Source organism: Pseudomonas sp. Pseusp97 (genome assembly GCF_047304025.1).
GTDB lineage: Bacteria > Pseudomonadota > Gammaproteobacteria > Pseudomonadales > Pseudomonadaceae > Pseudomonas.
In genome coordinates this window covers 34,496-58,615 of sequence record NZ_JBGLYK010000005.1, presented here as the reverse complement: position 1 = coordinate 58,615, position 24,120 = coordinate 34,496, and the positions used below count along the sequence as shown (strand labels likewise).

Annotated in this window: 23 protein-coding genes; 7 read left to right on the top strand and 16 right to left on the bottom strand. The window is 64.8% G+C overall.

All coding sequences use genetic code 11. The features are described from left to right. The first annotated feature begins 122 nt into the window (after positions 1–122). The gene (locus ACCC94_RS02225; protein ID WP_413347838.1) at positions 123–995 is read left to right on the top strand and encodes a DUF5050 domain-containing protein; all 873 of its coding nucleotides are present in this window, start codon (positions 123–125) and stop codon (positions 993–995) included. A 27-nt stretch (positions 996–1,022) separates the two neighbouring features. Here ACCC94_RS02225 and ACCC94_RS02220 read toward each other — a convergent pair whose 3' ends face one another. After that, complete coding sequence (locus ACCC94_RS02220) at positions 1,023–1,937, bottom strand: LysR family transcriptional regulator (RefSeq protein WP_413347837.1); 915 nt, start codon at positions 1,935–1,937, stop codon at positions 1,023–1,025. Positions 1,938–2,054: 117 nt separating this feature from the next. Here ACCC94_RS02220 and ACCC94_RS02215 point away from each other — a divergent pair, with 117 nt between their 5' ends. After that, positions 2,055–3,044, top strand: coding sequence for a zinc-dependent alcohol dehydrogenase family protein (locus ACCC94_RS02215; RefSeq protein ID WP_413347836.1), 990 nt, complete (start codon positions 2,055–2,057; stop codon positions 3,042–3,044). Positions 3,045–3,095: 51 nt separating this feature from the next. Here the strand turns inward: ACCC94_RS02215 and ACCC94_RS02210 are convergent, their stop codons facing one another. The 3 genes from ACCC94_RS02210 to ACCC94_RS02200 all read right to left on the bottom strand — a co-directional run bounded on the left by ACCC94_RS02210 (position 3,096) and on the right by ACCC94_RS02200 (position 5,809). Continuing rightward, positions 3,096–4,136 (bottom strand): NAD(P)-dependent alcohol dehydrogenase, encoded by a 1,041-nt coding sequence (locus tag ACCC94_RS02210; RefSeq protein WP_413347835.1) that lies wholly within the window; start codon positions 4,134–4,136, stop codon positions 3,096–3,098. A gap of 34 nt (positions 4,137–4,170) precedes the next feature. Then, positions 4,171–5,178, bottom strand: a complete 1,008-nt coding sequence (locus ACCC94_RS02205; RefSeq protein ID WP_413347834.1) for an aldo/keto reductase — start codon at positions 5,176–5,178, stop codon at positions 4,171–4,173. 391 nt (positions 5,179–5,569) lie between these two features. Continuing rightward, positions 5,570–5,809: a cytoplasmic protein gene (locus ACCC94_RS02200; protein WP_413347833.1), complete on the bottom strand. Its 240-nt coding sequence runs from the start codon at positions 5,807–5,809 to the stop codon at positions 5,570–5,572. Between the two features lie 128 nt (positions 5,810–5,937). On the opposite strand from ACCC94_RS02200, the gene ACCC94_RS02195 reads away from it, so the two are divergent. The 4 genes from ACCC94_RS02195 to ACCC94_RS02180 all read left to right on the top strand — a co-directional run bounded on the left by ACCC94_RS02195 (position 5,938) and on the right by ACCC94_RS02180 (position 8,461). Beyond that, complete coding sequence (locus tag ACCC94_RS02195; RefSeq protein ID WP_413347832.1) at positions 5,938–6,636, top strand: MOSC domain-containing protein; 699 nt, start codon at positions 5,938–5,940, stop codon at positions 6,634–6,636. Positions 6,637–6,833: 197 nt separating this feature from the next. Further along, complete coding sequence (locus ACCC94_RS02190; protein WP_413347831.1) at positions 6,834–7,337, top strand: GNAT family N-acetyltransferase; 504 nt, start codon at positions 6,834–6,836, stop codon at positions 7,335–7,337. 109 nt (positions 7,338–7,446) lie between these two features. Continuing rightward, a complete protein-coding gene (locus ACCC94_RS02185) occupies positions 7,447–7,890 on the top strand; it encodes a nuclear transport factor 2 family protein (RefSeq protein ID WP_413347830.1) in 444 nt (147 codons plus the stop codon). A 58-nt stretch (positions 7,891–7,948) separates the two neighbouring features. Next, a complete protein-coding gene (locus ACCC94_RS02180) occupies positions 7,949–8,461 on the top strand; it encodes a thioredoxin family protein (protein WP_413347829.1) in 513 nt (170 codons plus the stop codon). A gap of 33 nt (positions 8,462–8,494) precedes the next feature. Here ACCC94_RS02180 and ACCC94_RS02175 read toward each other — a convergent pair whose 3' ends face one another. After that, entirely contained in the window at positions 8,495–9,268 is a 774-nt protein-coding gene (locus ACCC94_RS02175) for an ABC transporter ATP-binding protein (RefSeq protein ID WP_413347828.1), read from the bottom strand. Positions 9,269–9,398: 130 nt separating this feature from the next. On the opposite strand from ACCC94_RS02175, the gene ACCC94_RS02170 reads away from it, so the two are divergent. After that, positions 9,399–9,740 (top strand): hypothetical protein, encoded by a 342-nt coding sequence (locus ACCC94_RS02170; RefSeq protein WP_413347827.1) that lies wholly within the window; start codon positions 9,399–9,401, stop codon positions 9,738–9,740. Between the two features lie 2 nt (positions 9,741–9,742). Here the strand turns inward: ACCC94_RS02170 and ACCC94_RS02165 are convergent, their stop codons facing one another. The 11 genes from ACCC94_RS02165 to ACCC94_RS02115 all read right to left on the bottom strand — a co-directional run bounded on the left by ACCC94_RS02165 (position 9,743) and on the right by ACCC94_RS02115 (position 24,119). Next, positions 9,743–10,678 carry an MBL fold metallo-hydrolase gene (locus tag ACCC94_RS02165; RefSeq protein WP_413347826.1) on the bottom strand — a complete coding sequence of 312 codons (936 nt, stop codon included), beginning with the start codon at positions 10,676–10,678 and terminating at the stop codon, positions 9,743–9,745. A 235-nt stretch (positions 10,679–10,913) separates the two neighbouring features. Then, a complete protein-coding gene (locus ACCC94_RS02160) occupies positions 10,914–11,345 on the bottom strand; it encodes an acyl-CoA thioesterase (RefSeq protein WP_413347825.1) in 432 nt (143 codons plus the stop codon). A 53-nt stretch (positions 11,346–11,398) separates the two neighbouring features. Beyond that, positions 11,399–12,562 (bottom strand): iron-containing alcohol dehydrogenase, encoded by a 1,164-nt coding sequence (locus ACCC94_RS02155; protein WP_413347824.1) that lies wholly within the window; start codon positions 12,560–12,562, stop codon positions 11,399–11,401. Positions 12,563–12,692: 130 nt separating this feature from the next. Further along, complete coding sequence (locus ACCC94_RS02150; protein ID WP_413347823.1) at positions 12,693–13,877, bottom strand: thiolase C-terminal domain-containing protein; 1,185 nt, start codon at positions 13,875–13,877, stop codon at positions 12,693–12,695. 105 nt (positions 13,878–13,982) lie between these two features. After that, positions 13,983–16,133: a 3-hydroxyacyl-CoA dehydrogenase NAD-binding domain-containing protein gene (locus tag ACCC94_RS02145; protein WP_413347822.1), complete on the bottom strand. Its 2,151-nt coding sequence runs from the start codon at positions 16,131–16,133 to the stop codon at positions 13,983–13,985. A gap of 51 nt (positions 16,134–16,184) precedes the next feature. After that, entirely contained in the window at positions 16,185–17,393 is a 1,209-nt protein-coding gene (locus tag ACCC94_RS02140; protein ID WP_413347821.1) for an acetyl-CoA C-acetyltransferase, read from the bottom strand. Positions 17,394–17,446: 53 nt separating this feature from the next. After that, positions 17,447–18,589 (bottom strand): acyl-CoA dehydrogenase family protein, encoded by a 1,143-nt coding sequence (locus ACCC94_RS02135; RefSeq protein ID WP_413347820.1) that lies wholly within the window; start codon positions 18,587–18,589, stop codon positions 17,447–17,449. A 208-nt stretch (positions 18,590–18,797) separates the two neighbouring features. Then, the gene (locus ACCC94_RS02130; RefSeq protein ID WP_413347819.1) at positions 18,798–19,916 is read right to left on the bottom strand and encodes a CaiB/BaiF CoA transferase family protein; all 1,119 of its coding nucleotides are present in this window, start codon (positions 19,914–19,916) and stop codon (positions 18,798–18,800) included. 67 nt (positions 19,917–19,983) lie between these two features. After that, on the bottom strand, positions 19,984–21,126 hold the full coding sequence (locus ACCC94_RS02125; protein ID WP_413347818.1) for an acyl-CoA dehydrogenase family protein: 1,143 nt from the start codon (positions 21,124–21,126) through the stop codon (positions 19,984–19,986). A 63-nt stretch (positions 21,127–21,189) separates the two neighbouring features. Continuing rightward, positions 21,190–22,656, bottom strand: a complete 1,467-nt coding sequence (locus ACCC94_RS02120) for a DUF1214 domain-containing protein (protein WP_413347817.1) — start codon at positions 22,654–22,656, stop codon at positions 21,190–21,192. 11 nt (positions 22,657–22,667) lie between these two features. Continuing rightward, complete coding sequence (locus ACCC94_RS02115; RefSeq protein WP_413347816.1) at positions 22,668–24,119, bottom strand: DUF1254 domain-containing protein; 1,452 nt, start codon at positions 24,117–24,119, stop codon at positions 22,668–22,670. Between the last annotated feature and the right edge of the window lies 1 nt (position 24,120).

Sequence of the window (24,120 nt, the reverse complement as noted above, 5' to 3'; positions counted from 1 at the left end):
CACTGCATGAGCGTGACCTCGATCACCCGTTCGAGCGCTGGCCTCACGCTGAACTGTCTGGTTAACTCGCCGATCCCACGCTGGATGCCAGTGTCCCCTCCCCCTGTTTTGGCGATCGATCCATGTCCCAGCCTTCCGCCCGCTCGCCCGGCCGTTCCGCCTTCCGCGCCGCCCTGACCACCGCCGGCCTGCTCATCGCCTGCGCCGTCGGTTTCTTCGTCTGGCAGGACTTCTATCCGGTGCAGAGCGCCGATGGCTGGTCCTACGAGGTCCTCCACGAGGACGTGCAGAAGGCCGCCTCGCTGGTGCCACTTCCCGATGGCGGCCTGCTGGTCAGCCAGGAGCTCAGGAAGGACAAGGGCAACATCCTGCACATCGCCACCGACGGTAAACGGCGGGTGATGATCGATGGCCTGTCGAAACCGGACGGCATGATCGCCGCGCAGGGCGGCTGGGTGTTCAGCCAGGAAACCGACAACCGCCCCGTGCAGTTGCTCAAGGATGGCAAGGTCAGCGACCTGTTCATGGGGAATTCCGTGCAGGGCCTGTGGAATGACGGCGACTATCTCTATGCCATCGAGGACAGCCACGACAACGGCCGCCTGCTGCGCTATCGCTGGAGCGATGGCGAGCTGACGGTCCTGCGCGAGCACCTGCAGGAAACCGAGTCCATCACCCGCTGCACCGATGGCAACCTGCTCTACTCGGCAAAGGAAAAGGGCCTGGTGCACCGGTTCAGCGAAGACGGCAAGGACCCGGTCCTGCTGTCCGGGCTGAACAAGCCCACCTTCCTGATGTGCGACGAACGCGGGCTGTGGATCAGCGAGGATTCCACCCACCGCGCACGCCTGCTGCTCTGGGACGGCAAGGGCGAACCGCGCACCATCCTCTCGTTCCTCAAGGCGCCGCAGTCCATCGTGCCCGATGGCAAGGGCGGCTATCTGCTTGCCGAAGGCGGGCGCGACCGCGTGCTGCACCTGACACCGGCACGCTGATCCTTCCCGGCGGACGCCAGCGCCGCCCTACTGCGCCAGCCCCGGCATCACTAGGCCGGGGATCACCTCGATCAACGCGTCGATCGCCAGGCGCACCTTGCGCGGCAATTGCGCGGTCTGCAGCCAGGTCGCATGCACGTCGTAGAGGAAGCCGGGCTCGCTCGGCAGCGCGTCCTCCAGCGCGCCCTGCTCCATGGCTTCGCGCACCAGCCAGTAGGGCAGCCAGGCAAGGCCCAGGCCCCTTATCGCAGCATCGGCGATGGCCGCCAGGTCATCGAAACGCAGCCGCGAGTTCGGCGCGAATTCCACTGGCGGCTGCCTGTCCCGCGGGAACAGCCAGGGATTGATCCGCCCGGAACGGTGGTAGACCAGGACCTGATGCGCGGCCAGCTCTTCGATGCTTCGCGGGCGCCCCTGCCCAGCCAGGTACCCTGGCGCAGCGCAGACCACCATGCGCTGCCGGCCGATTCGGCGCGCAATGACACCCTCCCGGGGTTGCGGCTCGCCGGTGCGGATGGCCAGGTCGATCTGCTCTTCGGCCAGGTCGGTGAGGCGGTCGCTGAAGCGCAGGTCCAGCTCCAGTTGCGGGTAGCGCTGCGCCAGTTCCAGCAGAACCGGCGCCACACAGCGACGCCCGAAGTGCACCGGCATGGCCACCCGCAAGCGGCCCCGCGGCTCGGCGACTTCACCCGCGGCGAGGATGTCCGCTGCCTCTGCATCAGCCAGCAGCGCACGACAACGCTCGTAGTAGATGCGCCCGGCCTCGGTCAGGCTCTGCCGGCGCGTGCTGCGCACCAGCAGTTGGGCGCCCAGGCGATCCTCGAGAAAACGCACATGCTTGCCCACCATGGGCGCGGACATTTCCAGCGCGTCCGCCGCTGCGGCAAAGGACCCCAGGTCCACCGCGCGAACGAACACCGCCATGCTGGTCAGGCGATCCATTCGAAACTCCTGCTTTCGACTGACTGCTTCTATACGCCATTTATCCGGCTATTCCCAGATCGGATAGTCCGTTTGCGTCGAATCACTTTCGTATAGGAGCATCACATGGAAAGAGTCATGGCACGTGCGGTCCGCTTTCATCGGATCGGCGGTCCCGAAGTCCTGCGCATCGACCCGGTGGAAGTCCGCCAGCCGGGCCCGGAGGAAGTGAGCATCCGGGTCAAGGCCCTGGGCCTGAACCGCGCCGAGGCGTTGCTGCGCACCGATCGCTATATCGAAAGCCCGCAACTGCCCTCCGGTCTTGGCCTGGAAGCCACCGGCGTGATCGAGGCAGTGGGTAGCCAGGTGCGCGGATTCGCAGCGGGGGATGCGGTGAGTGTCCTGCCGCCGACCTCCATGCGTGAACAGCCGACCCATGCCGAGCAACTGGTCGTTCCGCAGAGCCGTCTGGTGAAGAACCCACCAGGCCAATCCTGGGCGGACGCCGCCGCCACCTGGATGCAGTACCTCACTGCCTATGGCGCGCTGGTCCAGGTGGCAGGACTGCGCGAGGGAGATTTCGTCGTCATCACTGCGGCATCCAGCAGCGTTGGCCTGGCGGCCATCCAGATCGCCCGGCGAGTCGGCGCGGTACCCATCGCCGTAACCCGCCGTTCGGCCAAGCGCGATGCGCTGCTGCAGGCAGGTGCAGACCAGGTGATCGCCAGCGAGGAAGAGGACCTGCGCTCGCGCCTGCTCGAGATCACCGGCGCGGCAGGTGCACGGGTGGTGTTCGACCCGGTGGGCGGCCCGATCTTCGAAGCGCTGACCGCCGCCATGGCGGAGGGCGGCATCCTCATCGAATACGGCGGCCTGAGCCCCGAAGCCACGCCCTTCCCGCTGTTCGAGGTGCTCAGCCGCTCGCTGGTCCTGCGTGGCTATCGCGTCTATGAAGTGCTGGAAGACGCGGAGCGCCTGCAGGCCGCCAAGGCGTTCATTATCGACGGACTGGCCGACGGCTCGCTGCGGCCGGTGATTGCCCGCGCCTTTGCCTTCGACGACATAGTCGAGGCCTATCGCTACCTGGAGTCCAGCCAGCAGTTCGGCAAGGTGGTGGTCACGCTGTAGTCTCGGCTACAGCAGAGAAAGCCGGGCGCCTGGCGCGCCCGGCAAACGGCTTCAAAGAGTGGCCAGATCGATGACGAAGCGGTAGCGCACGTCGGAACGCTCCATGCGCTCGTAGGCCTGGTTGATCTCGTCCATGCGGATGATCTCGCACTCCGGCAGGATGTTTTTCTTGCCGCAGAAATCAAGCATCTCCTGGGTTTCGGCGATGCCGCCGATGGGCGAGCCGGCGATGCGCCGGCGGCCGAGCAGCAGCGGGATGCTGCTGAACCCGTCGATGGGGCCGACCTGCCCGACCATCACCAGGGTGCCGTCGATATCCAGCAGCGGCATGTAGGGCTTCAGGTCATGCTTCACGGGGACGGTGTCGATGATCAGGTCGAAGCTGTTGGCCGCCGCCTTCATCGCCTGAGGGTCGGAAGACACCAGCAGCGCATCGGCGCCCAGCTCCACGGCATCGCTGCGTTTGTCCGCCGTGCGGCTGAGCACCGTGACGGTGGCGCCCAGGTCAACTGCCAGCTTCACCGCCATGTGCCCCAATCCGCCGAGGCCGACCACGCCTACGCGGCTGCCCGGCCCGACGTTCCAGGTGCGCAGCGGCGAATAGGTGGTGATGCCGGCGCACAACAGCGGCGCGGTCTTGCTCAGGTCCAGGCCGTCCGGCACGCGCAGGACGAATTCCTCGCGTACCACCAGGTGCTTCGAGTAGCCGCCCTGGGTCGCTTCGCGGGTCACGCGATCGACGCCGTTGTAAGTCTGGGTGTTGCCCTGCCGGCATAGCTGTTCCTCGCCCTTGCGGCACTGGTCGCACTCCTGGCAGGAATCCACCATGCAGCCCACCGCCACGGCGTCGCCGACCTGGTAGCGCGTCACCTTAGGCCCGACGGCGGTGACCCGCCCGACGATCTCGTGGCCCGGCACCATCGGGTAGCGGCTGAAGCCCCAGTCGTTGCGGGCCTGATGCAGGTCGGAGTGGCAGACGCCGCAGTAGAGGACGTCCATTGCCACGTCGTTGTCGCGCAGCGAGCGGCGCTCGAAAGTGAACGGGCCGAGCGGGTCCTGCGGATTCTGCGCGGCGTATCCAAGGGTCTTCATCGGTAGGGCTCCTGACGCTTCGAATGAATGGATTTCAGCGGCGGGCCGGGCGGCCTTCGACGGGATAGGCGGGGTCGCTGTAGCCGGGGGTGGAGGCATGGCCGGGCGGCACCAGGGCGTCCACGAAAGCTTCGTCCTCGGCGGTCAGCCTGAGGTCCAGCGCCGGCAGGTAGCCATCCCAGTGCTCCTCGGTGCGCGGGCCGGCGATGAGCGAGCTGACCAGCGGGTTGTGCAGCACCCAGGCCAGGGCGAAAGCGGCCGGCGTGGTGCCCCGAGCCGCGGCGTGCTCGGCGATGCGCTGGGCGATCTGCAGCGATTCGGGGCGCCATTCGGTCTGCTGGATGCGCTTGTCGCCACGACCGACGCGGGAGTCCGCCGGGGGCTCCGCGCCGGGGCGGTACTTGCCGGTGAGCACGCCACGGGCCAGCGGACTGTAGGGGACCACGCCGATGCCGAAGTGGCCGGCGACCGGCAGCTGCTCGACCTCGGCGGTGCGGTCCACCAGGTTGTACAGCGGCTCGCTGCAGATGGGCCGGTCAATGCCCAACTGGTCGGCCAGGCGCACGACTTCGGCAATGCGCCAGCCACGGAAGTTGGACAGCCCGTAATAGCGCACCTTGCCCTGGCGGATCAGCTCGCCCACCGCGCGCAGGCCCTCTTCCAGCGGCGCATCGACGTCGGTGCGGTGGAAGTAGAGGATGTCCAGGTAGTCGGTGCCCAACCGGCGCAGGCTGTCCTCTACCGACTGGTAGATCCACTTGCGCGACTGGCCGCGGTGGTTCGGGCCATCGCCCAGGGCGTTGCCGAACTTGCTCGCGATCACCCAGTCATCGCGCCGGGCGGCCACCGCGCGGCCCACCACCTCTTCGGAGCGGCCCTTGTGGTAGACGTCGGCGGTGTCGAGGAAGTTGACGCCCTGCTCGAAGGCCTTGTCGATGATGCGGCGCGAGGTCGGCTCGTCGGTCTCGCCGCCGAACATCATCGCCCCCAGGCACAGGGGCGAGACTTTCAGGGCGCTGCGGCCCAGGTAACGGTATTGCATGGAATGCTCCTCAGTCGGCATCGCGCTCGGCGGGCAACGCCCAGCGCGATGAACGTCAGTTTCTTCGTGGGTCAGGCCGTCGACCGGCGCCCCTCCAAGTGGCCTGATGGCGTCCGGTCACAGCGAAAACCCTTCAGTAAAGCCCATTCCAGACGATTCGCCGGACAATTCCGCGCGTCCTGCGTGACACCTCATCGCGTCCCTGGCACGGTTATCCGCCCTTGGGATGGAGCGGGCTGTGAATCTATCGCGGACAGAGTCCGCTCCTACGCCAATCCTAGCTGTAGGAGCGAGCTTGCTCGCGAACCCGCATGACTCCGGTGCCGCCGGGAAGCCTGTTCGCGAGCAAGCTCGCTCCTACGAAAAGCACATGCTCCTGCTGCGTCGTGTTCTACAAGGCGTCCAGCGGCACCGGGCGGAACAACGGCTCACTGGCCAGCACCTTGAGGCCGGCTGGCGAGCTTTCCAGCAGGCGGCGCTCGCTGTCGGCCACCTGCAGCTCCAGGTCGAAATGCTGCCCATCCAAGCTCTGCGCGATAGCGCGAACCGCATCGCGGGCCCAGGGCAGGTCGGAATCGAAATGGCCGAGCAACTGGCCGTGGCGATGGATGATCAGGCGGTACTTGTGCATGGCGGGCACTCGTGAAATCGAACGGGAATACCATCTGGTATCGAATCGAAACATTGACAGAGCCTAACCTCCTGGCAGATTTTGTCCAGGTAGTTTTTGATCGATACCATCAAAATCGAGAATCCATCATGAGTCTTTCCGCCGTTTCCCTCGACGCCCTCCTCACTGGTCGGGCGGTACCCTTCACCCGACCCGGCTCGCGCAGCGCCATCGCCAAGCAGCCGCGTCTGGGCGCCCTGGCGGTGACCACGCTCGGGCTGGAAAGCGACGAGCAAGGCGACCTGCGCGTCCACGGCGGACTCGAGAAGGCCATCCACCACTATCCCCGCGAGCACTATGCGGACTGGGCCACCGAGTTGGGCGAGCACCCGCTGCTGGGCAAGCCCGGTGCGTTCGGCGAGAACTTCAGCACCACCGGCTGGACCGAAGCGGACCTCTGCCTGGGCGACCGCATCCGCGCCGGCACGGCCTTGCTGGAGGTGTCCCAGGGACGCATGCCCTGCTGGAAGCTCAACGACCGCTTCGACGTGGCGCAGATGGCGCTGCGGGTGCAGGAATCCGGGCGCACCGGCTGGTACTACCGCGTACTGGAGGAAGGCACGGTGGCCGCCGGAGCGACGCTGGAACTGGTCGAGCGGCCCCATGCCGAGTGGTCGCTGCAACGGCTCTGCGCCGTGCTGTTCGACAAAGCAGTGGACGTGAGTGTGCTGCGCGAATGCCTGGAGCTGCCGCTGCCGCCGAACTGGCGCCGCACCCTGTCGCGGCGCCTGGAGAATGGTGCAGTGGAAGACTGGAGCCCGCGCCTGGAAGGCAGGCCGAAGCCCTGAGTCGGGACTGCACTGCATGCTCTGCGGCCTCCGCCGGCGCAGGCAGCAGGGCACGCCAACGATCAGCAGGACCGGAGAAGCGCCATCCAGCGCAGAATGCCGGCCGGCACCGCCCGGGGCGCGATCAGCACGCCCACGCGGAAATGCGCGACAATGGCGGTCACGCGCCCTCTTCCGCTTCCCCGCGAGCCCTGACCATGAACGACCTTTCCATCCAGCTGGTGCAGACCGGCCCTGAACACCAGGACCTGATCCGCAACCTCTACCAGTACTACGCCTACGAGTCGTCGGACTGGGAAGACGAGGATGTGGAGGTCGACGGCCGCTTCTACATCCACGAAGAGCATCTGGCGCGCTACTGGAGCGAGCCGGAGTGGAGCGCCAACCTGATCCTTGCCGACGGCTTCATCGCCGGCTTCCTCCTGGTGGAAGGCAGCGAACTGCCGGGTATCGACGCGCTGGAACTGTCGGACCTGTTCGTGCTGAAGAAGTATCGGCGCTCAGGAATAGGCCGCGCGCTGGCCAACCAGGTGCTGCTGGGCAACCCCGGCCCCTGGCTGGTGCGTTTCTATGCCCAGGACGAGGTGGCGGCGGCCTTCTGGAAAGCCGTGTTCGCCGACCTGCCGCGACCGGTGCAGAGCGTCGAGCCGGGCGACGATCCGCAGCTGGTGAGCTACCTGATCAGCCCTGCAACGCACTGAGGGCGCTGTACGCCAGGATCAGTCTTCTGTCATTTCCGATCATTGAGCGAGTTGCCGGACCGGCCGTATCGTCCTGAGTGAACAACAAGAACTCTCAGGAGGTATTCCCGTGACCGCACTGAACCTGCATCCCAAGGCTGCCGCTTCGCTGGCCAGCTGGCACCAGATGGTGGCTGCCAGGAACCTGTCCAACCTGCCGCAACTGCTGGCGCCCAACGCGGTATTCCGCTCGCCCATGGCGCACTCGCCCTACCCTGGCGCGCCGGTGGTCTCGACCATCCTGAATACCGTGCTGCAGGTGTTCGAGAACTTCACCTACCACCGCGAACTGGCCACCGGCGACGGCCTGAACGTGGTGCTGGAGTTCAGCGCCACGGTGAACGGCAAGGACCTCAAGGGGATCGACATGGTCCGCTTCGACGAGGACGGCAAGATCGTCGAATTCGAGGTGATGGTCCGCCCGCTCAGCGGCCTGCAGGCCCTGGGCGAGGAAATGGGCCGCCGCCTGGCACCCTACCTGGCGGCTGCCAAGGCGCAGACCGCGAGGAGCTGATTGCCCACCACGGGGATTTCTGCTGGGATGGGCCATCATCCGTTTCTAGGAAATCCCCATGGCCTCCTATGAGGAACTCTTCGCCATCGGTGAAGGCTTCGACGCCTTCGTCGCCCACGGCCTGCCCGGCGAGATCGCCGGCGTGCGCAAGGTCCAGCAGCTGCTGGCCGAGCCCGGCACGATCAGCGCCGACACCCTGCGCCGTATCCAGGCCATCGAGGGCCGCTACCGCCTGCTGACCGCCGGCGAGATGTGGTGCCCCGACTGCCAGATCAACGTCACCGTGATGGACCATCTGCAACGCCTGCAACCACGCGTGGAGCTGGCCGTGATCACCAAGGGCCGCGCCGAGGATGACCTGCGCGAACGCCTGGCGCTGGATCGCATCCTGATCCCCGTGGTGCTGGTGCTCGATAGCGATTTCCAGCCCGTGGGCCGCTTCATAGAACGGCCTCAGGAAGTGGTGGCTGGTGGCGACGCACTGAAACCGGCTTACCGCGCGGGCGAGTATCTGGAAAGCACGCTGACGGACCTGCTGGAGTTGTTCGAGAGAGCGGAAGGACGAGCATAGAAGTGCCTTTCCCGGCGCGCTCGCGTGCGGGGATCAGGCATGCCAGCAGCGATACCAGCCGTCCTGCTCGGTCACTTTCAGTGGCGCCTGGTAGAGCGCCGAAAGGTTTTCGCTGGTAAGGATCTCCGCCTTGGGACCGTCGGCCACCACCTTGCCATTGGCAATCAGCACCACCCGCTCGATCTCCGGGATGATCTCGTCCAGGTGATGGGTAGTGATGATCATCGCGTGCTCCGGGCCGCAGAAGCGCCGCAGCAGGGAGAGCATCTGCAGGCTGGCGCCCATGTCCAGGCCGTTGGCCGGCTCGTCGAGGATCAGCGCGCGGGGCTCGTGGATCAGCGCGCGGGCCAGCAGCAGGCGACGCTTCTGTCCGGTGGACAGGCGCTGGAACATGCGCTCGGCGTAGCCGTCCATTTCCACCGTGGCAAGCAGTTCGTGGGCCTTTGCCACCTGCTCGGGGGTGGGCTGCAGGTGACCATGGCTGCCGATGGCGCCGAAGAAGCCTGAGATCACCACATCCAGCGCCTGGGTGAACGGCGTGTAGTCTTCCTGCAAGTCCTGGGAAACGAAGCCGATGCGGCTGCGCAGGTCCCACAGGGTGACGTTCTGCAGGCCGAAGAGGTTCAGCGAGCTGTCAGGCCGATCCACCGGATAGAGTTCGCGGCTGATCAGCTTGAGCAACGTGCTCTTGCCGGCGCCGTTGGGACCGAGGATGGCGACCTTCTCGCCTTCGCCGATATGCAGGGAGAAACCGTCCAGCACGCGGGTCTGCTGCTGGTAGGCGGTGACATTGTTGAAGTCGATCATGGGCTTTTCGTTCGGGCTGTTCGTACAGGATGAGGGCAGCCGCTGACAGTAGGCGCCTTGCACGCCGTACTCAAGCCCTCATTCATTCCCAGCTACGCTTGCCACACGTCCTACACTCGCGAGCGCCCGCATGAGCGAACCGGAACCGCCCTCCCTCGATGACGACATCTGCGTCCACATCTTCTCCGTCTCGGCCACCATGGTGGGCGTATGCCTGACGGTGATCGGCATCATCCGGGTGATACTCACCCTGCGGGGGGATGACCTGATCATCGACGATCTGGTGGCGATCAACATGTTCTGTTACCTGGTCGCGGCATTCTGCGCCTACTGGAGCCTGCGGACCCATCGCACCCTGCGCGGCCAGCGGATGGTGCGCATCGCCGATGCAGTGTTCCTCGTTGCCCTGGTGTTCACCGCCTGCAACGCCGGTTTCATCACCTGGGCCATGACCTCGACACCTGCGACCTGACGTCAGGCCCGGTACCAGGCGACACCCTGCGAGTCTTCAACGACCCGGAGCAGTTGCTGGTCCCGCAGATAATTCAGGTTGGCGATGCACTCACCGGTTGCCAGCGGCAGCAGTTCGGCATCGATCGGCCGGTGGAACAGCACGCTGAAAAGGTCGACGACCCGCCTGGGCTCCTGTGCCAGAGCGACCAGCAGTCGTTCCAGGGACCGTGCATGGCTGTTTTCCAGTTGTTCCAGGCGGGCATGCAGTGGTTGGAAAGGTTCGTTGTGTGCCGGCAGGACCAGCACATCGTCAGGGACCTCATCGCGCAGTCGTCGCAGGGATTCGAGCCACAGCTGCAATGGGTTTGCGTCCGGCTCGGTGGGAAACACCGAGACGTTGGGCGAGATGCGCGGCAAGACCTGGTCGCCGGCGATCAGCAGCTTTAACTCGGGACAATGAAAGCAGGCGTGCTCGGGCGAGTGCCCGGCTCCGATCAGCACTCGCCACTCGTGCCGCCCGATCCGGATGTGCTGGCCGTGGCGGATACGCCGATAGCTCTGGGGCAACGGCGAAATATACCGCCCGTAGTTACCGAAGCGCGCCCGGTACTGGCTGAGGGCCTGCGCGTCCCAGCCGGCACGGGCGTAGAATCGCTCCCCTTCGGGGGGCGCTTCACGGCCGCTGTCTGCCATCAGGACACGGCAATTCATGTATTCGCCAAAGCTCATCCAGAGTTCGCATCGCTGCTCTCGCGTCAACCATCCCGCCATTCCGACGTGGTCGGGGTGCATGTGCGTGGCTATCACCCGTGTCAAAGGGCGCCCGCCAAGGCGCCCATGAGGTGCCAGCAGCTCTTGCCAGATGGCCAGCGATGCGTCGGTGTGCATGCCCGTATCGAACAATGCCCAGCCTTCCCCGTCTTCAATCAACCAGAGATTGATGTGGTCCAGGCTCAATGGAAGCGGCATTCGAAGCCACAAGACGCCGGCGCAGACTTCACGCAGTTGACCTGGTTCCGGTGGTGGCATGATCGGATAGTGGAGCAATTGGCGCGCAGGCTGCGTCGGTAGGCTCCCGAGTGAAGCGGCGAAGGGTTCACAGGCAATGGAGGGGTGGTCGTATGCGGGCCCCTTTCACCCGTTGCAAAGTCATGGCGCAGCGCTGACCGGAAGACAGCATCAGCAAAGCGGCTCAGGAACACAACGCCTGCAGGGCAGCTCGCAAGCTGTCCGGAATACTCACGGGACGGTTGGTCGCACGGTTGACAAATACATGGACGAAGTTGCCGCTCGCACAGGCCAGGTCTTCGCCACGGACGAAGACGGCCAGCTGGTAATGAACCGAACTGTTGCCCAGGCGGGCAACCCGCAGGCCGACTTCAAGATGATCGGGAAAAGCCACGGGCGCGTGGTAGTCACAAGCGGAATGGACGACGAAGCCTACAACCTCGCCAGCATGGATATCCAGCCCGCCCCGCTCGATCAGATAGCGGTTCACCGTCGAGTCGAAGTAGCCGTAATAGACGACGTTGTTGACGTGACCGTAGATGTCGTTGTCGTGCCAGCGCGTGTCGATGCCCTGGAACCACCGGTAATCAGCCCGGCACTGCCGCTCGGTCACCATGCGAAAACTCCTCTTGCGAACGATTTCCCGGAGCGCGGTCGGGGAATGAAGGGTCAATAGGCGCTGCGATAGATCGCCAGCGCGTCGGTTTCTTCGAGTGGGCGCGGGTTGTTGACCAGCAGGCGTTGCTGTTGCATGGCATCGGCCGCCAGTCGAGGAAGCAACTCAGAAGTGGCACCGACGTCACGCAGCCGGGTCGGCAGGCCGCATCGCGAGCTGAGGTCGGCCAGCTCATCGATGAATTGCCCGACCCGTCGCTCATCGCTGCCAGCGAGGAGCCGCCCCCCCAGAAGCAGTGGTGCGAGTTGCGCATAGTGCGCAAGCGCTGCAGGAGCGTTGAAGCGCAGCACGTGGGGCAGTACCAGGGCATTGCTCAGGCCATGGGGAACGTGCAGGTGTCCGCCCAGCGGATAAGCCAGCGCATGAACGGCGGCAACCGGGGCATTGGCAAATGCCTGACCGGCGAGACAAGCCCCCAGCAGCATGGCCTGGCGCGCTTCCGGGTCCTGCCCATTGGCCATGACCCGCTCGAGGTTCGCCGCAAGAAGGCGCAATGCCTCCTTGGCAAGCATGTCCGATAGCGGATTCTTCCTGATCCTGCTGGTGTAGGCCTCGATGGCATGGACCATGGCGTCGATACCGGTCGCCGCGGTCACCGGGCCCGGCAGGCCGAAAGTCAGCTCGGCATCGAGGATCGCCAGGTCCGGCAGCAGGATGGGCGAACCAATGCCCGTCTTGGTGGTGGCGCCGGTGGTGACGATCGCCACCGTGGTCACTTCCGAGCCCGTGCCGGCGGTGGTCGGTACCTGGATCAGCGGCAGGCGGGCGCCACGGGCATTGCCCAGGCCATGGATGTCGCTCAATTCCTGGGAACACCCAGGGTGCGCCAGGAATGCCACCAGCTTGGCCACGTCCATCGAGCTGCCGCCACCAAAGCCGATGACCAGGTCGGCGGCAAGCGCACGTGCCGAGGCCACCGCCGCCAGGACGACGGCCTCGGGCGGATCGGCAACGACCTCGTCGAAGATCGCCAGCGCAACTCCGGCCTCGGCGAAGCTGCTGCCGATGGCATCGAGCATTCCCAGGCGGACTATGCCTGGATCGGTGACCAGCAGCACGGATCGTGCTCCGCGATCACGGCACAAGCTACCCAGGCGATTGGCCGCCCCGAGCTCGCAAAGAATCTGAGCCGCGGTTGCAAAGTGGAATCCCTGCATTCTTTCCTCCGGAAATTCTCTTGCCAGGCGGCAGGCCTGGCTTGGTCCGATCTACGGTAGAAGGAGCTCGGCAGCGCTTGCCCCCACCTGTGGAGGGGGCAGCACAACCCATGGTTTGGCCCTTCAGCAATCAGCGGCGTTGGTAGATCGCCGTGTAGCAGGCACTGCCCAGGCCGAGATTGTGTTGCAGCGCGACTCGGGCCCCCTCGACCTGGCGTTGCTGGCCTTCTTCACGCAGTTGCCGGACCAATTCGGCGCACTGTGCGAGGCCGGTGGCACCGAATGGATGGCCACGACAGAGCAACCCACCAGAGGGATTCACCACGAGATTGCCGCCATAGGTGTTATCGCCATCCTCGACCCAGCGCTCCGCGTCGCCTTCGGCGCAAAAGCCGAGGGCTTCGTAGAGCAGGATTTCATGGGCGCTGAAGCAGTCGTCGATCTCGCAGGTGTCCAGATCCGCCGGCCCGATGCAGGCCTGTTCATAGACCTGACGCGCAGCCGACACGGCGAGGTCGTAGCCGACAGCCTTGATCAGCGAGTCGCCAGCAAAGGTACTGGGCAAGTCCGTGACCAGCGCCTGCGCCAGCAGACGCACCGCGCGAGCGGAGGCATGACGCCGGGCAAAGGATTCCGAGCACAGCACCACGGCTGCTCCTCCACAGGCCGGCGCACAGCACTGCGGTCGAGTCAGGGGGGCGAACAGCATGGGCGCAGCGAGTACCTCGGCCAGACTCAGACGTTGCCGAAACAACGCCTGGGGGTTACGCGAACCATGTTCGCGAGCCTTGACGGCGAGCATCGCCAGGGTTTCCTTGCGGGCGCCGTAGCGCCACAGGTATTCGCGCGCAGCGCCGCCATAAAGTTGCAGGGCGAACGGCAAGTCGTCGGTCGTCCCCTGGCGCGCTCCGAGCACCTGAAGATGGCGTTCCAGGGGTGATTCCTGCCGCCGCCAGCGATCACTCAGATCATCTCGCGTCATGTGTTCGAAGCCGACCGCCAGCACGCAATCCGCCTGCCCGTTCTCGATGGCCTGGGCGGCCAGATAGAGAGCGGTCGAACCACTCGCCCCGTTATTGCTGACGTTGATGATGGGGATGCCCGTCAAGCCCAGGCCATACAGGCCATGCTGACCGCAGGCGGACTCGCCGAAGACATAACCGACGTAGGCGGCCCCGATACGGTCGTAGCCCAGGCCGGCATCGGCCAGAGCGCTGCGTGTCGCATCGGCGATCAATTGCAGGTACCCCGGGCCCTCGCCCGGCCGGTGGAAATCAGTGACACCCACACCCAATACGTTGACACGACTTTTCATTGCTGCCCGCCTCAGTCGCCCAGTCCCTGACTCGCCCGTTGCAGCCTGCCCGGCGGCTCGGACCGATGGGAGCCGACGGCAATTCCCGCTCCGCAAATACCACCGTCACGCCGTGCGAAAGCTTCCCTCGAACGCCGCCAGTTCGCGCAACCGGCGAGGTACGCTGAAGCGTGCGCCCAGACTCGCCGCCAGTTGGTCGCAGCGCGCCACGAACCGGCTGGCGCCCAGAGCATCGATGGTGGCGAACGGCCCCCCGAGGTAGGCAGGGAAGGACCAGGAGTTCTGGGCCCCCAGGTCCGCTTCGGCCGTCTCCTCGACCACGCCGTCCGCCCAGCAGCGTGCAGCCTCGAGCAATTGCGAATAGAGCAGCCGCTCCTTTGCCGCCTCGACATCGACGGACAGGCAGGCATCGGCCAGTTCCATGCAGCGGGAACGATCCAGCTGCTTGGGCTGCCCTGGCGAGTAGAGGTAGAAACCACGCCCCGACTTGCGTCCCAGTCGGCCATCGCGGACCTGACGATCGATCATCGCGTTGACCTTGTCATGCCGGTCGTCACCGATCTCGCCCGGCTCCCGGCTCCGGTAGAAGCGGGACGTGTGCTGAATCACGTCCAGGCCGACCTCATCGGTTACCGCCAGGGGACCGATCGCCATGCCAAGCGCCGCAGCAGCGTTTTCGATGAGCGCGGGCGAAACACCATCCGCGAGCAGGCGCATGCCTTCGCGGACATAGGCGTCGAAACAGCGCGAGGTGTAGAAGCCGTAACCGTCGTTGACCACCAGCGGCGACTTGCGCAATTGGCGAATGAAGTCCATGGAGCGGGCCAGCGTCTCATCCGAAGTCGCCGGCCCACGGATGACCTCCACCATGCTCATGCGCGGCACCGGGGAAAAGAAGTGCAGCCCGATAAAATTCGCCGGGACGCTGCTGGCCACGGCGAGTTCACCAATAGGCAAGGCGGAGGTGTTGGAGGCGAAAATTGCGTCAGGTTTCATCGCCGCGACAGCAGCACGAATGACCTGATGCTTCACAGCCTCATCCTCCACAATCGCCTCGATCACCAGATCGCAATCCTCCAGCGCCTCGTAGCCGGACGCGGCGGCGATCCGCGGCAGCGCAGCATCGCGGGCACTTTCGGCCAGGCGCTTGCGCTCGACATCCTTGCCCATGGTCGCGGCGATACTCTCGCGAGCTCGCTCCGCCAGGGCAAGGTCGCGATCGAGCATCACCACATCGATCCCGGCCAGCGCTGCGACCTGGGCGATGCCTGCGCCCATCAGCCCGACACCGATGACGCCCAGCTTCGCCACCTTGCTCGACGCCACACCGACAGGTCGGCGGGCCAGCTTGGCGGCGTCCTGCCGGGCGAAGAAGTTGATGGTGATGAGGTTGCGGGCCACCTGGCCGGGCACCAGGGTGAGGAAGTGTTTCAGTTCCAGTTGCAGCGCCTTGTCGATGGGAAGCCTGGTGCCCTCGAAGAGACAGCGCAGAATTGCCAGCGGCGCCGGATACAAGCCGCGGCGGGTGGCCTGCACGCGAGCGTTGGCCTCAATCATCGCCTGCCGGTTGGCAGGCGAGAAAGCGTCTCCACCAGGCACCTGAAAGCCCTTCTGGTCCCAGGGCGCGATGCAGCAAACCCGACCTTCGAGCAGCGCGCGTTCGGCTGCCGCCAGGCCCAGCCCGGGCGCCACCAGTTCATCGATCAGGCCCAGCGCGTGTGCCTGTTGCGCCGTCAACAGGGTTCCGTCAACGAGCAGCGGCAGGCTGGCGGCGATGCCGATCAGACGCGGAAGACGCTGCGTACCGCCGGCGGCCGGCAGAACCCCCAGCGTGACCTCCGGCAGACCAAACTGCGAGCCGTCACCGGTAGTGGCGATGCGGTAATGACATGCCAGCATCAGCTCCAGTCCCCCGCCCAACGCGCTGCCCGATGCCACGGCGACCACCGGTTTGCCGGCTGTTTCCAGGCGTCGTTGCAAGCGCCCCTGGGCGCCGATCTCCTCGGCCACCTTGTGCCGAGAGGTGTGAGGACGCGTAAGGCCCTCCACCCAGTTCAGATCGGCACCGGCCATGAACGCTGGCTTGGCGCTGCAGAGGATGATGCCCTTCACCTGCGGGTCGACCAGCCAGCAGTCCAGCACCTCGTGCATTTCAGAAATCAGCGCGGGGGTAATGACGTTCATGCTCCGGCCGGGCATGTCGAGGGTCAGGGTCGCGATGCCATTGTCTGCAACGGCGCTATGGATCAGTTTCATCAGGCTATCCATTCAGGGCTGTGGAGGGAGGTTCGCTCGGCGGTCGAACGGTCAGACGCGCTCGATGAGGGTGCTGACGCCCATCCCTACGGCGATGCACAAGGTGACCAGGGCGACGCCCTTGCCGGTACGTTCCAGTTCATCGAGCACCGTACCCAGCAGCATCGCGCCGGTAGCGCCCAGCGGATGCCCCAGGGCGATGGCGCCGCCATTGACGTTGATCTGCTCGATGTCCACCCCCAGGGTTTCGGAGAAATGCAGCGGCACCGCGGCAAACGCCTCGTTGACCTCGAACAGGTCGATGTCCAGCACGCTCATGCCGGCCCGCTTGAGTAAATTGCGGGTCGCCACGCTGGGGCCGCTCATCATTACCGTCGGCTCCGAGCCGACTTCGACGAAGTGGCGGATGCGCGCACGGGGTTTGAGGCCGGCGGCTTTCCCCGCCGTCTCGTTACCGATCAGGACCGCGCAGGCGCCATCGACGATGCCCGAGGAATTGCCGGCGTGGTGCACGTGGCCGATGCTCTCCAGCAACGGATAGCTGGCCAGCCCGAGGGCATCGAAACCGACGCGCTGGCCGCTTTCGGCAAAGGTCAGGCGCAACTTCGCCAGATCCTCGACCGTGCAGTTCGGCCTGACATGCTCATCGTGATCGAGCAGTACATCGCCCAGCACGTCGCGCACAGGCACGATGGAGCGGGCAAAGCGACCTTCGGCCATCGCACGCCCGGCGCGCTGGTGGCTGAGCGCGGCGAAGCTGTCGACGACCCCGCGGTCGAAACCATGCAGCGTCGCAAGCAGGTCTGCGCATACGCCCAGCTGCATGTAGCGGGTCGCGAATGCCGCGCTTGGGTCTATGCCCCAGGCCCCGCCATCGGACAGGATGGGCACCCGCGACATGCTTTCGCAGCCGCCGGCAATCACCAGGTCTGCTCCGCCAGCGGCAACCTTCGCTGCGGCCATGTTGCAGGCCTCCAGCCCGGAACCACAGAAGCGGTTGATCTGCACCCCCGCCACATCCTGCGCATAGCCGGCCATCAACGCGGCTACACGGGGAACACCGCCGCCCTGCTCGCCCAGGCCGGAAACGACGCCGAAAACGATGTCGTCCACCAGGCGGGTATCCAGCGCGTTGCGCTCGCGCAACGAAGACAGGACGGTGGCGGCAAGGTGCACCGGGGTCGCCTCGTGCAGGGCACCCTCGGGCTTGCCGCGACCGCGAGGGGTGCGGACGTGGTCGTAGATGAAAGCCGAAGTCATGGCAGTCCTCTGGAGCGTTCGTTGAGTGGAGGGAACGAGGCGAACCCCGAAAGTCAGAGCGTGCGCGCCACCAGCTCGCGCATGATGTCGTTGGAGCCGGCGTAGATGCGATTCACGCGGCATTCCAGATAGTGCCGGGCGATCGGGCACTCGAGCATGTAGCCGTTGCCGCCGTGCAGTTGCAGGCAGACGTCGACCACACGGCCGTACAGCTCGGAGCACCACATCTTGGCGGCGGCGGCCGTGGCGCCATCCAGCCGGCCCTCGAGCAGTTGCACCATGCACTGGTCGACGAAGCTCTGGCCCAGGGCCAGTTCCACCTTGAGCTCCGCCAGCTTGAACCGCGAATTCTGGAACTCGATGATCGGTTTGCCGAACACCCTGCGACTGCGGGTGTAGTCCAGGGTGGACTCGAAAGCCGCCATGGCCGAACCCATGGATTCGATGGCTACCGACATGCGCTCCCAGGCCAGTTCCTTCATCAACTGATAGAAGCCCTGCCCCTCGGCGCCACCGAGTACGTTGGCCTTGGGCACCCGCACGTTTTCGAAGAACAACATGCAGGTGTCCTGGGCATGCATCCCGATTTTCTTCAGCGGCCTGGACCTGGTCAGCCCGGGCGTATCGGCTTCGACGATGATCAGCGAGATGTCCCGGGAGCCCTTGCCACTGTTGCCGGTCTTGGCCACGACGATCACGAAGTCGCAGTTGATGCCGTTGGAGATGAAGGTCTTGGAGCCATCGATGATGTAGTCCCCGCCGTCGCTCACGGCGCGGGTCGTGATGGCCTGCAGGTCGGAACCGGTGTTGGGCTCTGTCATGGCGATGGCCGAGATGATTTCGCCCGCGGCCATGCCCGGCAGCCAGCGCTGCTTCTGTTCCTGCGTGCCGAAATTGATCAGGTAGCCGGCGCAGATGTCATGCACGTTGAAGCCGTTGAGCCCCTTGGTGAGGGCGCGGCCGACCTCCTCCTGGACGATCATGCTGAAACGACGGTCCAGCTCCAGGCCGCCATAGGCCTGTGGCGTAGTGACGTTGAGCATTCCGAGCTGGCCGGCGCGCTGCCAGATGTGCCGCGGTACCCGTTGCTCCGCTTCCCACTGTTCGTGAAAAGGAATGCATTCTTCGTTGAGGAAGCGGCGCACGGTGTTTCGAAACTCGTCGTGTTCGTGCTCGAACAGGTCACGCGGAATCATGGAAACTCCTCGGGCAAGGCGGCGAAGCAGGCCGCGACATTTAATGCACGATAGAGGGAGCCCGGTACGGCACGCCCCCTCGGGTGGAGGGGGACTTCAGGGCTTCTCCGCGCCGCAGGGTGGGGTGCATCGGACGATGAGCGACCGTTGCCGTACGCCGGAAACGGCATAGAAAGAAAAAGGCCCCGTGTCAGCGGGGCCCATGGCATCAAGCGTGATCGCGAGGCTGGATCCATTCATCCAGCACACTGCGGGTATGTTCGCCTCGACCGGGAATGGCCCCTCCCTTCAACGGCATCGCCGAGAAACGCGGCGCGGGATTCGCCTGGAGAACTCCTTGCGGTCGGCTGAATACCTGGCGTGCACGCAGGTGCGGATGCTCTGCCGCTTCATCGGGTGCAAGCACTGGCGCGAAGCAGGCATCGGTGCCTTCCAGCAGCTCGGACCATTGCGCACGGGTACGCTGGGCGAACAACCGGGCGAATTTCTCCCGCAGCTCAGGCCAACGGCTGGCATCGTAGCCGTCGGCAAGCTGCTGATCGTCAAGCAATCCCAGCTTGTCCAGCAGCAGGGCATAAAACTTCGGCTCCATGGACCCCACCGAGACGAAGTGGCCATCGGCGCAGCGATAGGTATTGAACCAGTGCGGGCCGTCCAGAATACTGCGGCCCCGCGCCGACACCATCTGGCCTGCCGCCTGCAACGCCAGCAGCAGGTTCTGCATGTGCGCCGCTCCATCGACGATGGCGGCATCCACCACCTGGCCCCGTCCACTGCTCCGCGCACTCATGACTGCCGCCAGGATACCGACCGCCAGATAGAGTGCCCCGCCACCGATATCGCCGATCAGGCTTGGCGGAGCCATGGGCGGCTCGCCCGGCTGTCCGGAATACCAGAGTGCACCGGACAGCGCGATGTAATTGATATCATGTCCGGCAGCCTGGGCCAGAGGCCCGCTCTGTCCCCAACCGGTCATCCTGCCGTAGACGAGCCGCGGATTCAGCGCCAGGCAGACGTCGGGCCCCAGCCCCAGGCGCTCCATGACACCCGGCCGCATGCCTTCGATGAGGGCATCGCAGTTTTCGACAAGACGCAGTGCAGCCTCCCGACCTTCCGCGGATTTAAGGTCCAGGCAGACCGAGCGCTTGCCCCGCTTGATCACCGCACCCCGGTCCGCCACCACCTCGTCGGCGGAGGCCTCGGCGCGCTCGACCACCACCACGTCGGCGCCCAGGTCGGCCAGGAGCATGCCGCAGAACGGCGCCGGGCCAATACCGGCCACTTCCAGAACACGTAGTCCGGCAAGCGGCCCTGTCTTCGACTGCATTCCAATTCCTCTTCTCATTGACCGCGCAGCCCCAAGCACGAGCCCCAGTGCCGCGTCAGGATCGGGATTACAGAGTCCGCGCGATGAGCTCGCGCATGATGTCGTTGGCGCCACCGAAGATCCGGTTCACCCGGTGATCGAGATAATGGCGGGCCACTGGGTACTCGAGCATGTAGCCATTGCCGCCGTGCAATTGGAGGCAGGCGTCGACTACCCGGGAGTAAAGCTCCGAACACCACATCTTGGCCGCCGCCGAGGCCTGAGCGCTGAGTTGCTGCTGAAGCAGCAGTTCCATGCACCGATCGACGAAGCTCTGGCCAATAGCGATTTCCGCCTTCAATTCGGCAAGCTTGAATCGCGAGTTCTGGAACTCGATGATCGGCTTGCCGAAGACGCTGCGTCCACGGGTGTAGTCGAGGGTGCTCTCGAGCACGGCCTGGCAACCGGCGATGGAGCCGATGGCGATGCCAAGGCGTTCCCAGGCCAGCTCCTTCATCAACTGATAGAAGCCCTGCCCCGGCAACCCACCCAGCACGTTCTCCCGTGGCACGCGCACTTCCTCGAAGAACAGCATGGTGGTGTCCTGCGCATTCATCCCTATCTTGCGCAGCGGCTTCGAACGGCTGAGCCCAGGGCTCCCGCCTTCCACCAGGATCAGCGAGATGTCCTGGGAGCCTTTGCCACTATTGCCGGTCTTGGCCACCACCACGATGAGGTCGCAGTGAGTGCCATTCGAGATGAAGGTCTTCGCACCATTGAGTACGGAATGGTCGCCTTCGAGTCTCGCCCGGGTGGTGATGGCCTGGAGGTCCGAACCGGTATCGGGTTCGGTCATGGCAATGGCTGCAATGCACTCGCCGCTCGCCATGGGCGGCAGCCAGCGCTGTTTCTGCAACTCAGTGCCGAAATTGAGCAGGTAACCCGCGCAGATATCGTGCACGCCGAATCCGGCTAGTCCGCTCACGCAGGCACGGGCGATTTCCTCAGTGACGATCATCGAGAAACGGCGATCCAGCCCGAGGCCGCCATAAGCTTCCGGCGTCGAGATGGTGAGCATGCCCAGCTCGCCCGCGCACAGCCAGATATCGCGAGGTACCTGGTGTTCCTGCTCCCATTGCGCATGAAAAGGCTCGCAGCGCTCAGCGAGGAAGCGTCTGACGGTCTGGCGAAATTCGTCGTGCTCATGTTCGAACAAAGTACGTGGAATCATGGTAAGCCCCGTGGATCGACCTTCTGAAAATGCCCGTCATCAACCAGGCGGGCCGCTTGGGTGTCACGGCTGTAACTGGAGATCTTCGAGCAACCAGCGACGCTCAAGCATCGCGGGCTGCGGCCCGTAGACACGGAACAGCACAAAGAAACGCTTTCCCTCTTCCGTGGAAATCCAATTTGCCGAAGTGGGTGCAGCCGACGGCATCGAGGCGAACTCCAGATCCACCGAGCCATCAGCGTTGCGCTTGAGCCCCCGGGTATGAGAGTCAACCCCGACCACCTTGGCCTGGCGAATGAATCCGGCGCTCTGCGCGTCGTAGACATCCACCGCCCAGAACTGCCCGGCGGGAACGTTCGCCGGTATGTGCAGGCGATATCGCAGGCTGCCGTCGAGAAGCTGTCCGTCGGCGCTGCGATGGGTCTTCACATAGACGACGGGCGGGGTCTTTGCATTCGGCACCGGCGGGGCGTAGGCGGCATAGAAGAGGAAACCGCGATCATCCAGGCGCAGATCCTTCCCTGGCTCGATGAACCTGAGCTGGGTGCCCAAAGCAACCTTGGGATCGAGGATGGTCTTCCAGTGGCGCTGATCGCCCCAGAATGGCACACCCGCTTCGGCGAAACCCTCCATGAGGAAGTCATGCGCCTCCTGGCCCGCCCGATCGAGCAGCAGGCGCTGCTGGGCAGTGACGCCGAAAGCCTGATTCTTGCCGATGCTCAGCGTGCGCAGGCGCCCCATGTCAACCAGATCGCGCTCCTGCACCGGCTCTTCTTCGATCATCCGGGCCAGTGACTGGTAGAAACGGTGGTCGAACGGCGGAATCGCATCGAACATCCGCCCGACCATGTCGATGAAGCGACCCGGCCTGTCTCCCTCATGCAGCGAATACACCTTGAGTGACTTGAGGTACCCGACACCCTTTTCCAGTTCGACCGGTTCGAGATTCCGGGTAATCACCCGCAGAAGGCTGTAGACGTTGTAGGTAGCACTCTTCACCGGAATGCAGCCGTCCGGCACCTGCCCCTCGAAGCCCGGCGGCAGCAGGAGGTAGCGACCACCCCTGCCCTGGTCCTGGCCGAGGTTTCCAACGTTGATCAATGGAGTGTTCCAAGCGTCCAGCAGGCTGCCATAGAGCGCGTTCTCCCTGGCCGGGGGAACGTCCACCACCACCGGGCCATCCTTGAGATTGGCGAAGAACATCACGTACTGCGTGGAATGGTTGGGTGTGGTGGTCTGATTGCGCCAGTCGGAGGGGCGTGACCAGTACAGCACATCGTTGTATTGAGCTTGCGCGTCACGGAAATAGGCCTGGCGCATGGCATCGAAGTTGACCATGGGCATGCCCCAGATAGCCGCCTCCACCGCGCGGCGCTCATAGCTGCGTGCCTGGAGGTCCGTCGGCACAGCATGCGCGGGCCGGGTGGCAAAGCCACTACCCAGCAGCACCATGGATAACAACAGGGTGAGCGAAACCTTTCCGCCGAAGAATTTCCCGTTCACTTTCCTCTCCTCGTCCAGGCCGGCCACGACCTTTCCATTCAGCGAATCTCTTCGAAATCATCCAGCTTCCAGGAGCCATCGAAAGCTGCTTGTTCAGGACCATAGATGCGGAAATAGGCAAACCACCCCTCCCCTGGCCGGGTCTCGATCCAGTGGCCTTCCCGGCCCGCCGGCGGCTTGGGACCGAAGTAGAGATCCAGGGGCTTGTTCCGCTCGGCCTCGCGCAGTTCATTGAGCGAGCGCAGGGCTGACTGCATGCCGTGGTTGCGAATCTGCGAGCGGGTTTGTGCGTCATAGAGGGTGATCGACCAGAACAGCCGGGCCGGTACGCCTGGGGGAACACGCAGCCGATAGGTCCGGGCGCCGTCCAGGTAACGCCCCTGGTTGTCCCTGGTATTCAGCCAGTACAGCGAACCTGCGCCTGGCACACGGCGGAACATCGCAGGGGAATCCCCCAGTGCCTGGAAGAACCACTTGTCACGGGCCACCTGGTCAAGGTGACCGGCCTTGACGAAGCTTCCCTGCTCCGGGCGCAGCACGGCCCATTCCCACTGCCGCCCGGGCCAGACCAGGCGGTCCGGGCTGTCGTCGGCAAACGACTCGACACGCAACTGCGCGTTGGCCATCCTGGCAGCTCGCAGCAGAATGCCGCGCATGCGCTCGTCGGGCTCGAAAGGACGTCCCTTGGCGATGCCCAGCGCCGCCAGATCGCCGTAGTAGCCCAACTGGTCAGGAGAAGCCGGTTCGGCCTCCACCAGCTCATGCAGGAGCTGCCAGAAGCCCAGGGTGAGTTCGGACTGGAGCAGCAGGGAGTCCAGCGTCATCCCGCTCTGGTCGATCCATTGCAGCGCGATATCGCGGGTCGCATTGAGCGGGTGCACCCGTACCTGGCCCATCAACTTCACCGCCCCCTGGGTGTCGCCGCCCTTGGGCAGCGCACGCAGGATCAGCAGGGCTCGGTTGGTACTCGACTTACCGACGAAAAAACCTTCGCGTGAAGAGCTCGCCTCACCTGGAGGGAGCACTAGGTGGCGCCCGCCAAGGCCCTTGTCAGGTCCGGTCAGCCCCAGATCCATCACCCACTGCTGGTTAAGGTCGTTGACCAGCGCCATCAGCGGTCCCGGCGGTAACTCCACGACCATCGGGCCTTGGGACAAATCGAGCAGCATCGTCGCGTAGGGAGTATCGGAGTTGGCTGTCAGCACCTGCTTGCGCGGTGAGGCTTCGAGCAACGCGAAGGACTGGTTGGGCTTCATGCCCAGCTGTTCCACGCTGCCTTTCCAACCGCTGTACATCGACACGGCGGGAAAGAAGAAGCGATAGGCCTGAACGGCGCGGTTCAGATCCAGCTCATCGCGTACCCGCTGGACAGTTGTCTCGGACGGATAACCACCGAGGAACGAGTAGTTTTCAGAAGAATCCCCCGCCCAGCTCACCGCACCGAAAGACAGCAGCAGTGGCAGGGTCACTACGGATAGAAATTGCCTCATC

Bases quoted from the DNA above. Each gene is read 5' to 3' on its own strand.
- ACCC94_RS02195 (WP_413347832.1), top strand. From the start codon at position 5,938: ATGAGTCTTTCCGCCGTTTCCCTCGACGCCCTCCTCACTGGTCGGGCG.
- ACCC94_RS02220 (WP_413347837.1), bottom strand. From the start codon at position 1,937: ATGGATCGCCTGACCAGCATGGCGGTGTTCGTTCGCGCGGTGGACCTG.
- ACCC94_RS02125 (WP_413347818.1), bottom strand. From the start codon at position 21,126: ATGATTCCACGTACTTTGTTCGAACATGAGCACGACGAATTTCGCCAG.
- ACCC94_RS02180 (WP_413347829.1), top strand. From the start codon at position 7,949: ATGGCCTCCTATGAGGAACTCTTCGCCATCGGTGAAGGCTTCGACGCC.
- ACCC94_RS02135 (WP_413347820.1), bottom strand. From the start codon at position 18,589: ATGATTCCGCGTGACCTGTTCGAGCACGAACACGACGAGTTTCGAAAC.
- ACCC94_RS02200 (WP_413347833.1), bottom strand. From the start codon at position 5,809: ATGCACAAGTACCGCCTGATCATCCATCGCCACGGCCAGTTGCTCGGC.
- ACCC94_RS02150 (WP_413347823.1), bottom strand. From the start codon at position 13,877: ATGAAAAGTCGTGTCAACGTATTGGGTGTGGGTGTCACTGATTTCCAC.
- ACCC94_RS02175 (WP_413347828.1), bottom strand. From the start codon at position 9,268: ATGATCGACTTCAACAATGTCACCGCCTACCAGCAGCAGACCCGCGTG.
- ACCC94_RS02210 (WP_413347835.1), bottom strand. From the start codon at position 4,136: ATGAAGACCCTTGGATACGCCGCGCAGAATCCGCAGGACCCGCTCGGC.
- ACCC94_RS02205 (WP_413347834.1), bottom strand. From the start codon at position 5,178: ATGCAATACCGTTACCTGGGCCGCAGCGCCCTGAAAGTCTCGCCCCTG.
- ACCC94_RS02115 (WP_413347816.1), bottom strand. From the start codon at position 24,119: ATGAGGCAATTTCTATCCGTAGTGACCCTGCCACTGCTGCTGTCTTTC.
- ACCC94_RS02145 (WP_413347822.1), bottom strand. From the start codon at position 16,133: ATGAAACTGATCCATAGCGCCGTTGCAGACAATGGCATCGCGACCCTG.
- ACCC94_RS02130 (WP_413347819.1), bottom strand. From the start codon at position 19,916: ATGCAGTCGAAGACAGGGCCGCTTGCCGGACTACGTGTTCTGGAAGTG.
- ACCC94_RS02160 (WP_413347825.1), bottom strand. From the start codon at position 11,345: ATGGTGACCGAGCGGCAGTGCCGGGCTGATTACCGGTGGTTCCAGGGC.
- ACCC94_RS02190 (WP_413347831.1), top strand. From the start codon at position 6,834: ATGAACGACCTTTCCATCCAGCTGGTGCAGACCGGCCCTGAACACCAG.
- ACCC94_RS02155 (WP_413347824.1), bottom strand. From the start codon at position 12,562: ATGCAGGGATTCCACTTTGCAACCGCGGCTCAGATTCTTTGCGAGCTC.
- ACCC94_RS02140 (WP_413347821.1), bottom strand. From the start codon at position 17,393: ATGACTTCGGCTTTCATCTACGACCACGTCCGCACCCCTCGCGGTCGC.
- ACCC94_RS02170 (WP_413347827.1), top strand. From the start codon at position 9,399: ATGAGCGAACCGGAACCGCCCTCCCTCGATGACGACATCTGCGTCCAC.
- ACCC94_RS02225 (WP_413347838.1), top strand. From the start codon at position 123: ATGTCCCAGCCTTCCGCCCGCTCGCCCGGCCGTTCCGCCTTCCGCGCC.
- ACCC94_RS02215 (WP_413347836.1), top strand. From the start codon at position 2,055: ATGGCACGTGCGGTCCGCTTTCATCGGATCGGCGGTCCCGAAGTCCTG.